Annotated in this window: 15 protein-coding genes; 7 read left to right on the top strand and 8 right to left on the bottom strand. The window is 68.6% G+C overall.

Annotation, left to right across the window (positions count from 1 at the left end; all coding sequences use genetic code 11):
* Nucleotides 1–127 precede the first annotated feature (127 nt).
* Nucleotides 128–667, top strand: a complete 540-nt coding sequence (locus ABZT03_RS41055) for an NAD(P)H-dependent oxidoreductase (protein ID WP_356048896.1) — start codon at nucleotides 128–130, stop codon at nucleotides 665–667.
* A gap of 25 nt (nucleotides 668–692) precedes the next feature.
* Here the strand turns inward: ABZT03_RS41055 and ABZT03_RS41050 are convergent, their stop codons facing one another.
* The 4 genes from ABZT03_RS41050 to ABZT03_RS41035 form a co-directional block, all read right to left on the bottom strand.
* On the bottom strand, nucleotides 693–1,313 hold the full coding sequence (locus tag ABZT03_RS41050; RefSeq protein WP_356048895.1) for a hypothetical protein: 621 nt from the start codon (nucleotides 1,311–1,313) through the stop codon (nucleotides 693–695).
* A complete protein-coding gene (locus ABZT03_RS41045; protein ID WP_356048893.1) occupies nucleotides 1,310–1,966 on the bottom strand; it encodes a hypothetical protein in 657 nt (218 codons plus the stop codon). The genes ABZT03_RS41050 and ABZT03_RS41045 overlap by 4 nt, the downstream gene beginning before the upstream one ends.
* Nucleotides 1,967–2,037: 71 nt before the next feature.
* Entirely contained in the window at nucleotides 2,038–2,334 is a 297-nt protein-coding gene (locus ABZT03_RS41040) for a hypothetical protein (protein ID WP_356048891.1), read from the bottom strand.
* 45 nt (nucleotides 2,335–2,379) lie between these two features.
* Complete coding sequence (locus tag ABZT03_RS41035) at nucleotides 2,380–3,777, bottom strand: replication-relaxation family protein (RefSeq protein WP_356048890.1); 1,398 nt, start codon at nucleotides 3,775–3,777, stop codon at nucleotides 2,380–2,382.
* A gap of 474 nt (nucleotides 3,778–4,251) precedes the next feature.
* On the opposite strand from ABZT03_RS41035, the gene ABZT03_RS41030 reads away from it, so the two are divergent.
* The 3 genes from ABZT03_RS41030 (at nucleotide 4,252) to ABZT03_RS41020 (ending at nucleotide 6,253) form a co-directional block, all read left to right on the top strand.
* Nucleotides 4,252–4,794 carry a hypothetical protein gene (locus tag ABZT03_RS41030; RefSeq protein WP_356048889.1) on the top strand — a complete coding sequence of 181 codons (543 nt, stop codon included), beginning with the start codon at nucleotides 4,252–4,254 and terminating at the stop codon, nucleotides 4,792–4,794.
* Between the two features lie 108 nt (nucleotides 4,795–4,902).
* Entirely contained in the window at nucleotides 4,903–5,751 is an 849-nt protein-coding gene (locus ABZT03_RS41025) for a helix-turn-helix transcriptional regulator (RefSeq protein WP_356048887.1), read from the top strand.
* A gap of 346 nt (nucleotides 5,752–6,097) precedes the next feature.
* The gene (locus ABZT03_RS41020; protein WP_356048885.1) at nucleotides 6,098–6,253 is read left to right on the top strand and encodes a hypothetical protein; all 156 of its coding nucleotides are present in this window, start codon (nucleotides 6,098–6,100) and stop codon (nucleotides 6,251–6,253) included.
* A gap of 143 nt (nucleotides 6,254–6,396) precedes the next feature.
* Here ABZT03_RS41020 and ABZT03_RS41015 read toward each other — a convergent pair whose 3' ends face one another.
* Nucleotides 6,397–6,924: a hypothetical protein gene (locus ABZT03_RS41015; protein WP_356048884.1), complete on the bottom strand. Its 528-nt coding sequence runs from the start codon at nucleotides 6,922–6,924 to the stop codon at nucleotides 6,397–6,399.
* Nucleotides 6,925–7,341: 417 nt separating this feature from the next.
* Nucleotides 7,342–7,818 carry an ATP-binding protein gene (locus ABZT03_RS41010; protein WP_356048882.1) on the bottom strand — a complete coding sequence of 159 codons (477 nt, stop codon included), beginning with the start codon at nucleotides 7,816–7,818 and terminating at the stop codon, nucleotides 7,342–7,344.
* Nucleotides 7,819–7,941: 123 nt separating this feature from the next.
* Here ABZT03_RS41010 and ABZT03_RS41005 point away from each other — a divergent pair, with 123 nt between their 5' ends.
* Nucleotides 7,942–8,295 (top strand): STAS domain-containing protein, encoded by a 354-nt coding sequence (locus ABZT03_RS41005; protein ID WP_356048880.1) that lies wholly within the window; start codon nucleotides 7,942–7,944, stop codon nucleotides 8,293–8,295.
* Nucleotides 8,296–8,562: 267 nt separating this feature from the next.
* The gene (locus ABZT03_RS41000; RefSeq protein ID WP_356048879.1) at nucleotides 8,563–8,895 is read left to right on the top strand and encodes an ANTAR domain-containing protein; all 333 of its coding nucleotides are present in this window, start codon (nucleotides 8,563–8,565) and stop codon (nucleotides 8,893–8,895) included.
* A gap of 237 nt (nucleotides 8,896–9,132) precedes the next feature.
* On the opposite strand, the gene ABZT03_RS40995 is transcribed toward ABZT03_RS41000, so the two are convergent.
* Nucleotides 9,133–9,417, bottom strand: coding sequence for a hypothetical protein (locus tag ABZT03_RS40995; RefSeq protein WP_356048878.1), 285 nt, complete (start codon nucleotides 9,415–9,417; stop codon nucleotides 9,133–9,135).
* Between the two features lie 106 nt (nucleotides 9,418–9,523).
* Here ABZT03_RS40995 and ABZT03_RS40990 point away from each other — a divergent pair, with 106 nt between their 5' ends.
* On the top strand, nucleotides 9,524–9,733 hold the full coding sequence (locus ABZT03_RS40990; protein WP_356048877.1) for a hypothetical protein: 210 nt from the start codon (nucleotides 9,524–9,526) through the stop codon (nucleotides 9,731–9,733).
* 140 nt (nucleotides 9,734–9,873) lie between these two features.
* Here ABZT03_RS40990 and ABZT03_RS40985 read toward each other — a convergent pair whose 3' ends face one another.
* On the bottom strand, nucleotides 9,874–10,626 hold the full coding sequence (locus ABZT03_RS40985) for a response regulator transcription factor (protein ID WP_356048876.1): 753 nt from the start codon (nucleotides 10,624–10,626) through the stop codon (nucleotides 9,874–9,876).
* Between the last annotated feature and the right edge of the window lie 472 nt (nucleotides 10,627–11,098).

Raw genomic sequence — 11,098 nt, 5'->3', positions numbered from 1 at the left:
AGTGAGATCACCACACCAACGACGAGGGGCTTCGCCACGTCACCCCACCTGACCAGCCTGTTTCACTCCTCAGACCCCAGGATGAAAGAGGTTCACTGATCACTGATCACTGAAAAGGTTTCTCGTGATGTCCAAGGTTCTCGTTGTCGTAGGTCACCCCGACCTGTCCCGGTCGAGGGCCAACGCGGCGCTCGTGGACGCCGTCCGCGATCTGCCCCATGTCACGGTGCACGACCTCTACGCCGCCTACCCCGACTTCGAGATCGATGTCGAGGCGGAGCAGGCGCTGTTGGCCGAGCACGATGTGATCGTCTTCCAGCACCCGGTGTTCTGGTACAACACCACCCCTCTGTTCAGGCTGTGGCAGGACAGGGTTCTCACCATTGGCTGGGCCTTCACCATGGAGAGCACTCCTGAGCAGCTGGCCGGCAAGAGGGCCGTCGTGGCCGTCACGGCTGGCGTCAATGCCGAGGACTACAGCCCTGAGGGCTGGGTCAAGGCCACGGTCGAGAGCCTCCTCGGCAGCTGGGAGGCGATCCTGCGGCTGTGCCAGTTCGACATCCAGCCGATGTTCAAGGTGCACGGCACCATCACCGGCCTGTCCGACGAGGACCTGGCCACCGCCGCCAAGCAGTACAACGAACTGCTCGCCTCCTTCGCCGCCTGACTCGCTCCATACTGCGGAGCTGCCCTCAAGGTGACGCGGTGGTGATGGGGCACCCAGTCTCCGGCCGCTCTTCGCCGTATCGGCGTCGAGCGGCCGCAGACATTACCGCCCAAACGCAGCGATTGCCTGGTGCGACCAGCCCAGACCGCCGGTTACGAGCAGCGGGAGCGTCCGGGCGGCAGCCGCACCCGTCGTCGTCCGCGCCGGTCTCCGGCGCCACGCTGCTCGCTCGCCCTCCGCCTTGGTCACCCACCGCGAACCGGTCAGTGACCGGGTACGCACAAGGGTGCGGGTGCCGTAAGAACACGCCCCATGTGAGGACGGCTCGCGGGATGCGGGGGATGAGCACCGAGGGGTCGTCGCCGGGGTACAGGTGCAGGTTCCGCCATCCGTGGACGCGGGCCATGTACGCGGCGGCGGCCTCGATGATGTCGGCCCACCGCTGGTGCCCGAGCACGAGGAACGCGATCGGGTACAGGTGGCCGTCGGTGGGGTCGTCGATCCCGGTGACGTGGAGGCCGCTGTGGGCGATGAACCCGCTGTCGGCGACGTCGTCGGCGCAGGGCGTCCAGAGCTGTTCGGCGGGGTGCATCGTGCCGTCGTCGCCCTCACTGGTCTCGATCTCGTACAGGGCCTTGGTGGTCACGCGTTCACCTCCGCGACGGCGTCGACCAGGAGCGCGGTGACGTCGGCCTTGTACGGGTCGGCGTAGCTCTCGTGGTCGCTGACATCGAACGGTGCGCCCTTCGCGGTGACGGTGAAGCCGGGGATGACGGTGGCCGCCTTACCGGCCAGCTCGGTGTTGAGGCGGTCGGCGTCGCGGGAGGCGAGCCAGGTCTGGGTGTACGGGCCGAGGCGGAGCAGGGTGTAGCCGGTGTTGTCCTGTCGGCGGGCTTCGACGTGGACGGCGTAGTTCGCGGCCGGCATGCCGACGTCGTCGGGGAGGTTCAGGCCCGCTGCGGCGTGGGTGAGGACTGCGAAGGCCGGGTTCCAGACGCCGACGATCGCGTTCGTCTCGCAGCGCAGCCAGCCCTTGCCGGTGTAGCCGAGCTGGTGGCCGTGGAGGTAGGCCGCGGCGTGCGGGGTGTCGGGGTGGACCAGGGCGACGGCGATGAGGTCGGGGCCGTGGTCATCACCCGGGCGGGTTTGGGCGCGCTCGAGGTACGGGCCGACCCGGACGGCGATGTCCTGGCCTGCGCCAGGCGACCAGAATTCCGTGTCGCGCAGGGCGGCGAGCAGTGCGCGGAACTGGTCGACGGCGGCCTGGTCCTCGGGGGCGAGCATACGCCAGGCGTTCAACGACGATCGGCGTGCTGCTCACGCTTCCCAGCGTGCATCGGACAGGCCAGCAGGGCGAGCCGCAGCAGCGGTCAGGGCGTATCTCCGGAGTAGTAGAAGCGGCAGCTGACCCCGGGGCCGGGTGTGCGGGGCTCGCCGGGGCGCGGGTCGTACAGCGACCGCCCGCCGGGGAACTGCCCGAGCTCGGTGGACAAGGCCACCCCATCGTCGACTTCCACGGTCCGCCATCCGTGGATGTCCAGCAGCAGGCCGTCCAGCGGCCCGCCGACCAGTGCGGCGTAGGTCCGATGCGGGAGCGGGCCGGGGTTGGGGTCGTCGTGGTCGTGGCCGTAGACGCGACCGTTGCGCAGCTGCTCATCGCCGTTCATCCGGCCAGCCTCCCAGCCACCACCGACAACGCGGGGTGTGACCGGTCAGGTGCGGAAGCGGGAGCGCCAGCCGCCGGCCTTCTGCGGTGCGGCCTCTTCCTCCGTCTGTTCACGCAGGCGCTCTTGCTCCTGGCGCTCGCGTTCGTCGGCTTCGGCGCGCTGCCGGGCCGTGACGGCCAGCTGCTGGCAGTCCTCGCACAGGTGCGGGTGCGACTCACGCGACTGGTTCCACTCCCGCCTGTCGACCGCCGCCCATCGGCCGTCGGTGAACTTGTGGCCGCAGTCCGCACACACAGGCCGCCGCGCCTCCTGCTGCGCCGCCTCCCGCTCATCGCGGCGCTGCTGCTCCTCCCGGGCTGCTTGGCGCCGGCGGGCGAGGGCCGCGTCCCGGCGCGGGTTGCCAATCGCCTCCAGCAACGGCTGACGCTCCGTACGGCCAAAGCGCCAGAACACCCGGCCGGCCGGGCCGTGCTCACGCAGCAGATCCAGCGTGGTCGCCACGATAGGTATCCGCCCGTCGTAGGAGTGATAGCCGCGCTCGCTGTTCCACCGGCCCTGCCAGTGGGGGCGGGTGAGGTCCGCGACCGCCGCCATCTGCTTCTTCGCGGCGCGTTTGCCGACCTGGTGGAAGACAAGCAGGACCGGCGGGTGCACGCGCTCGTAACCCTCCCACTCGGGTGCGGACCAGCGGGTGCGCCACATCGGCTTCTCAACGTTGTCGGTGTCCTTCTCCTGCCGCAGGAAGAACCGGGCGTACTTGTCGAACTTCGCGGCGATAAGGACGGCTTCCTCAGTGCAGTTGTCGGCCTCGATGAACAGCAGCGGCACCCCGTCGCCCGGCGCGGTGACGACAACGTCGGCGCGGGCGCTGCCGATCGCCGGGTTCTTCCAGGTGCCCTTCACCGGGAGCGCGACCTCGGTGGCGTAGGAGGTGAGGGTGCCGATCCCGTCCGGGGCGTCGACAGCGGCCTGCGCGGCGGCGACCGCCTCGGCCGGCTCCCCGGCGAGCAGGTTGAGGTCGGGCTTCGGGCGGATCAGCGCGATGACCGTCTCGTTCACCGTCATCGGATGCGAAGCCCCGGAACGGCCCGCGCTCTTGGGCATCCCGCCCATCTCTTCCGGCTCACGGTCCAACTCGACTCCGGCCGCGGCCAGACCATCCTTCGTCAGCAGCCGGACTTCCTCCGCCCCCCGGGTCCGGCCACCGTCGACGGCCAGCCCGTGACGTCGCAGATCATTCACCGCGCCACGGTGGGAAGCCGTGCGGGCTTCCTTCCGCTTCGCCGGGGTCGGCTTGAGGGTGTGCCGGTAGCTCAGGTGCGGTGAGGCGAGGCGCTGGATCTGGTCGGCAGTCGCGACCTTGAGCACTCCGAGCACGGACAGCACGTCGCCGCGCAGACCGTTCGATGATCTCGCCTCGTTCGCCTTGCGCTTGCCCGCCATCAGCTCCGCCCTCCCTGTACCCGCGCCCCACCGGGCGCACGACTCGATCGCGTCCGGCCACCGGCCGGGCGCCGGCCCCCGGCCGTAGAGGGATCCGCCCCCGAACCCGATGATCTCCTCCGCCACTGACACGCCCCGCCCATTCCCAGGGGCGTTGTCAGTGAGAGGAGAGAAGAGGGTTCCGACAATCCTGGGAAGGCCCGGAAACCGGCGCTGACAAGGGGAGATGCCGAGCTGTCAGGTGTCGTGCACGGAAGTGACTTCGGCAGTGGGAACGCAAGTGGCGGCGGCAGGAGCTCACCGGGGCTTGCCCAGCGCGGCGGGCGTGACCCGGGAGGCATGGGCCGGGCGCCGGGTTCGCGGTGTACAGAACTCCATCGTGCCCGCGCACAGCGGCGGAAAGGGGCGGCCGGGCTCGGATCGAACACGGGCGAAGGCGTGAGGGCGGGAGTGAGGGCGGGAGTGAGGGTGCGGGTGACGACGGGCACGAGGTCCTCATTCCTCCCGGGCAGGCCGGGACAGGCGGCGTTCAAGGGCGTCGCGGCCACCAAGGCGTCCGGCAAGGTGCTTGGCCGGCCGACCGCCATCACCGCAGACCAGGCCGCCGACGGCTGGCTCACCGTGGCGTCGCCATCGAGCAGCCCCGTCAGGTCATCCGGGACCTCGCGGGCGCCGGTGTCGTCCAGGACGCGCCTGATCGTCTTGGATGACGGTGCCGTACTGCCGGGCGAGAGCCTTCACAGCGACGCCCTCGCGGTAGGCATGGACGACATCGGCGAGACCAGGTCACCGACTATGACGATCCTGATGGTCCACGTGCCCGGCCTGGTCGCCGAGCAACTCGCGGGACATCGACGACGACGCGGTCCGCCAGACTCTCAGCGACGAGAAGACCATCCGATGGGGACCGGCTACTCCGTGCGGGTCACTGCCCCGCTCAGCGTCCATACGGCGATGGTCGATCTGTCCGCAACCGCGCTGCCGCGACCGGCACGCTCGCATCCGCCGGAGGCATAGACTTCTCCAACGCGGTCTCCCTCGGCATGAACGTCGCGGCCACGGCCGCCGCGTTCTGGCCTCCCTCCAGCACCCGGCACGATGTCACCGGATCGGAGACGGGCTGAGATGGCCACGTACCTCCCCATCCCCGGGGACGCCCCGGAGGCCGTTCAGGCTCTGGCCAGCCAGCTGCGCGACGCCAAGGAGGCCGCCGGACTCTCGGTGGCCAAGCTGGCGACGAAGGCCCACTTCTCCACCGCCACCATCTCCCTGGCCGCCTCCGGCAAGAAGGTACCGACCTGGCCGGTGACGTGGGCCTTCGTCGAGGCCTGCGAGGACACCAAGGGCCAGGCTCACTGGGAAGCACTCTGGAGCTCCGCCGACGCCGCCGAGAAGGGTCAGACCGACGACGAGACAGAGGCCCCCGACCCGGCTCCGACGTCCGCCAAGCGCTCCCGAACACGCAGGAAGTCCGTCGACGAGCTGGTCGACGAGGCGGTCAACAGGCTCCGGGCCAACGACTTGAACCCCGAACTCGACAGGACCCGTAGCCAGCTGGAGCTGTGCATCAGCGCCGAACAGTTCTGCAACCTGCTGCGAGGCGCCCGCGGCAGCCTCACCATCGCGGAGATCAAGGAAAAGGCCCACGAGGAAGGCTTCATCACCCTCAGGAAGTTCGACATCGCCACGATGACGAGCGAGAACAGCAACACGATCCCCGAGATTCAGACACTCCAGGCATTCCTGGTGGGATGCGAGGTCGAAGCGGGGCTGCGGCCACTCTGGATCAACACCGCGACCAGGCTGCAGCTGATGCAGGCATGGCGGGCCCAGCCCCGAGACCAGATGAACCTTCGTCGCCGCATGCGGCGCAGGTGGGGACGCGCGCTCGGCGGACTGCGTCTTGAGGCCCTCATCACACTGATCTGCACGGTGATCCTGACCGCGGCTCAGATCTACCAACTGACCAACTAACCCTCTGGCACAGCTGACCACACGTAATACCCCTCCTACTCGTGCGAGGGGTATTACGCGTCTGACCCGTCAGCGCGACTCCGGGAGGACCTATCGGAAGGCCCAGCACAGCCCACGGCTGGAGCCGCGCTCTTCCGCTTTCCACCCTCCCCGTGCCTCAACCTGGTCAACCAGACGATGAGCGAATCGAACCTGGGGCTCCGGATCCTCATCGGCGGGGACGGTCTCGCCCGCAGGGCGGAGGGCCGCCGAGTGGAAGCGGGCCAACTTCCTCGGCCTTCACACGCAGCGCCAGGTGACCTGTTGGACAGGAGCGACTGACGAGTCTTAAGGCAGGTACGCGAGCGTGAGCACGCAGCCCTCCCCGCCGCTCAGCACGGCAGTCAAGATCATGACTGTTGTCATCGTGGTCCTGATCGGGGTCATTGCCGCACTCGTCTCCGGCATCCCGACCGTCGCAGTCGGACAGGGGTTCGCGGAAGTATTGAACTGGGGCGCATGACCTTCCTGGCCGTCACCACGCTCGCGCTCTTCACCGCCCAGTCGATGGGCATACTGCGCCCGCAACAGGGCCGCTCGCCCGTCTGCTGGAGCGGAAGACCCAGCAGCCACGTCGGTACGCAGGCGACCCGGATGCGGGGTGTGTCACTCAAGCTCGGACTCGTTGCGCACGTCTTGGCAGGTTGGTTCGGTGGCCGGCAGCCTGGCGGCAACGTTCAGCAGAGTGATGCGGACCATCTGGCACAGGCGTGCGAGATGGAGGGCCGAGGCGTTGTCATAGATGAGCACCTTCACTGCGTTCACGCGCAGTTGGTCGCTCTCGCCCAGCCGTGGCAGGCCGGCAAGCAGCTCGTGCGAGGGCCTCTTCGTCACGGATTCCTCGATGTCAGCCAGTGGCAGCCGTCCGACCGTCCACTCGCTGTCATGGTGCTCTACCGGGGCCGCCTCCAGCACCAGGGCGTGGATACCGAGGGTGAGCAGGGTCTTCAGCAGTCCTTCGGCCGTGGCGGGGTTCATCGACCAGCTCCGGTACCGCTCGTAGCGGTCGCTGCGCTCACCCGGGATCCGGTCCACCGCCTCCATGAGCCGGTCGCTTGCCCTCACACACGCCGTCCAGAAATCCACCGGAACTAGCCTCGCATACACGGGTTGAAGAAAGATCAGAGGCAGCAAGTATCCAGAATAGTGCCGCTCGTCCACGTTTGCGGTCTCGCCGTAGTGGACGGGACCCGATGACGCACGTGCGGTAGCTGCACAGCGGATCCGTTCTCCGGTAACTCACAGGTGAAGGCCCCGCCGATCTCCGGGCCCAGGGATCGACCAGCCCCGCTGGCGGCCCGGCACCCGCTGGGCCGCAACAGGACATCCGCCGCCCGATTGCTCGGATCTCGCCATCACTCGCCCTGCCACCCACCACAGATAATCCCTTCCCCCAGCAGGTGGTGCAGATGGAGAGGGAGGAGGGGTTTGTCGCGATGCATGGTCAGGGCTGGGCAAGGGTCTGACCTGCGAAAATCTTGCGCAGGTCACATACCTTCCGGTGGGAGAGCCGGCAGGGAGAACGGCGGCGTCCCAGCGGCGGGGATGGGGTCAAGCGGCGGTGCGGGCGGTCAAGCTGCCGTCGGGATGGTCGGCGAGAGCGATCAGTACCGTGACACGCTTGCCGACCGGTTCCCGGCGCACCTGATAGGCCTGGCTGAGGGCGAGGGTGATCTCCAAGCCGTGGCCTCCGACCCGGCTGGGGTCGGTGGCGGCGACATCCGGCAGGACCGGGTCGCTGTCCCACACCGAAACACGCACCGCACCGTCATGGACCTGCAGATCGAGCGCGACCAAGCCGGGCGCGTACTTGACCGCGTTGGTCACCAGCTCACTGACCACCAACTGCGTCACGCCCAGCGCCCTCTCAGACACCGGCACACCGTGCTCGGACCGCACCGTGGTGAGAAAGCTGACGGCCAGGCGCCGCGCGTCGCCGATACAGGAGGAGTCGCCGTCGTAGGTGGCCGACGCCGACAACGCGCTGTCCCCTACCTTCCGTTCGTCGTCCCCCGGGGTCTGCTCCATACACTCCGCCCCGCCTCATATGATCGTCACAAGAGCTTCACGTCGTCCGCTGCATTGCATCACAGACCACCTGCCGCACGCCGGACGAGTACCCACCTCGCATGGAAAGGACCGGGAGACGGTATGAGCCAGACCCGTCTGACCGTCTCCGAGCGCACCACACCTGACGGCGTGCGCATCCTTACCCCTGTCGGGGAGATCGACTACACCACGGCCGACGCCCTGCGCCAGGCACTCACCGCACCCGACGATCCCAACAGGTGCACCGTCATCGACTTCCACGGCGTCACCTTCATGGACTCCAGCGGCATCAACGTCCTGGTCGCCGCGAACAACGCCGCCCGCGCCGGCAACGGCTGGCTGCGCCTGGCCCACACCCCCAGGCCCATCTTCCAGCTCCTGCACGTCGTCGGCCTCGACGACGTCCTGCCGCTGTACGCCACCCTCGAAGATGCCCTCGCACCCCCATCCACCTGACCCCACCCTCTCCCTCCAGCCGGCTCGGGCCGTGCAAGACGCCCAGCGCCAGATGATCGGTCATCGGGCATACGCGGTGAGCTGGTGGCTACCCGTCCCGCGCAGGGTTGGGCAGCGAGCCCTGCGGGGAGTCCTCCGCACCGGATCCTGACCGCGGAGGACTCCCATGCCGTGAAACCGGCCTCGGTCATCGGATGGATGCGGGCAGGCAATTCGGGGCAGGGAAAGATGAGATGTCCTGTCTGCTGCCCCCACACGGTGACCGCCATGACTGAAACGCATCGCGAAACGCTCCCCCCGCCATCGCACCGGGCCGACGGCCTGGCGCAGGAGCTGCAACGGCTGCGAGAGGAGAACCGGCAGCTGCGGCTGGCGCTCACCTCTCATACCGTCATCGACCGGGCCACCGGTGTCCTCACCGTGCTGGGACAGATCAACCCCGACGACGGCTTCACCGTGCTGCGGGAGGTCTCACAGCGCACCAACGTCAAGCTCATCCACATCGCCGAGCAACTCCTCAAGCACGCCCAGGGCGCCGCACTGCCCGATGACCTCCTCACCGAGCTGCGCGCAGCCCTTGCCCGCCACACCACCGGCTGACGCCACCGACCGCCGGCAGGAATGAACCGTCCCGGGAGGGCCGGCGGGCGGCAGCGGTGCCGCAAGCACCTGCGACGGGGGCCGGGCCGAGTGTCCCGAGATGCGGGGCGACTAAGGGCCAACCCGACTGATCGTCTCGGCACTGACGGTCAGGAGTTGCTCCAAGAGGTCACCAGGCCATCAACCCTGTCCCTGAGCACCACTCTCCCATCGCCGGCCCGAGCCCGACGGGTGGAATCATCCGGCCGGTGTCGTCCCCTCGCCCACGAAGGGCACCACGAGGAGTCCCTGGCTGTCCATCTTCGGCATCTCTGCCGGATGCAACCTGCGTTCTTGCCCGTCAGGCAACCGCAGCCGGGCGCCCTCGCCCTGACGCATCGCGGCCGAGAACCGCGCCGGCACACCGCGCAGAAGGCCGCCCCATTCCCAGCCTCCAGCCGGGGTCAATTCGCCCAGTTCAGCCTCAACCGGGGCCTGCTCATCACCTACCACCAACACTGCGGACCAGGAGAGGAGGGACACGCCGTCAGCCTGCCCCGAACCGGTCCCATCCGCCATCAGCCGCGTGGCGGCTTCAACAGCGTGCCCGCGGTTCACCCGCATGCCGCACGAGCGGGAGACTCCCGTCATGAGCACCCAGCGCCGCCCCCTTGCCACCGATCCGAGCACCACCAAGAGCACCCCACTGACGGACATGAACCCGCGGCTACTGGCCGCCGAACGCGCCATCCCGGATGCAGCAGTCGAAGGAGCACTCGAGCACAGGGACGTGGCCGGCCCGAAAGGCCGGCGAACCCTCGGGCCCGGAGTCGCCGGAACGATCGAAGCGGTGTCGTAGAGACGATGTCAGCCACCGAGCCGAGCACGCCGACCTCACCAGCAGGCGCTATGGCCGCCCGGCGTCGCGCAATCCCGCCGTCGCGCACGAGGACACCAACGGCCGTAAGCCTGGGGCGCCCTGGAGAGGCGGAGTCTGTCCTACTCCTGTTCCAACCGGTAGCCGTGTCCCCGCAACGTGGTGATGTGCGGCAGCCGAACTCGAGCCGCTGACGCTCCGGCCGCGTCGAGGAGGCGGCGGCGCAGGCCGGCCATGGTGACATCCAAGGTTTTGGTGGAGCCCGACCAGTTCTTGTCCCAGACCTCTGCCATCAGCGTCTGGCGGGGCACGGCCGCTCCTGTGTGGCGGGCGAGTACGGCGAGTAGGCCGAACTCTTTGGGGCGGAGGCTCACTTTGCGTTCATGCAGGGTGCAGCGGCGCGCCGCGACGTCGATGACGAGGTCGCCCAGCCGGACCCGTTCCAAGGGGAGGAAGTCGAAGGGGTAAAGACGCAGATGCGCGCGGAGGCGGGCGAGGAGAGCTGTCAGGTTGACTGGCTTGATGAGGTAGTCGTCGGCGCCGGCGTCGAGCCCCGAGATGACGTCGATGCCACCTGGGCGGGCGGTGAGGACAACGATGAGCAGGTTGGGATGGCGGGCGCGCAACGTGCGTACAACGTCGAGGCCATCTATGTCGGGCAGGCTCAAGTCCAGGAGCAGCACGTCGTAGGACGTCCGCTCAGCCTCGGCGAGGGCACTCGCGCCGGTGCGGTTCCAGGTGGGCGCATATCCGTTGCCGCGCAGCCCGGTGTCAAGGTGATGGCCGATGGTGGCGTCCGCGACGGCGAGGATGCGAAATGGGGTGGGGTGCGGTGCGGCAGGCGTGCGCATGGTGGCAGCGTAGAGGTGCTGCATTTTTCGCAGGTCGCATAGCGACACGCTGCACGCGGCCACGATAACCAGCCCTCTCCCTGCTTCCTACTTCCTGCACGCGACTTCCCGTCCCGCGACGCCACTACGGCGAGCCCCCCTGAGCGCGACTTCGTCTTCCGGCACGCTTGCTGTTTCCGGCGGCCGCCTGCGTGGCGTCGCCGACGTCTGGAGCATCGACGGTTGGAGGTCCCCGCGATGGAGTGTCGTAGGAAGTTGTCGGCCACCGAGCCGAGCCTGCCGACCTCACCGGCAGGCGGTATGGCCGCCCATCGTCGCGCGCGAGGATACCTGCGGCGGTAAGCCGGCGGCGCCCTGGAGGCGAGTCCGCCCTACTCCTGTTCTAGCCGATAACCGACAGGTCCCTGCTCGGACGGCGCGTAGCGGCGTAACACGGGCTGACCAGCCGTGATCGGGGTCGGCGGCAGCGTGGTCGGCACCGAGGTCGGTCTACTCG

Origin of the sequence: Streptomyces sp. NPDC005574 (assembly GCF_040605435.1) — a bacterium.
Taxonomy (GTDB): domain Bacteria; phylum Actinomycetota; class Actinomycetes; order Streptomycetales; family Streptomycetaceae; genus Streptomyces.
Note: the sequence above shows the minus strand (reverse complement) of the source record. Positions and strands in the feature narration are given on the sequence as shown.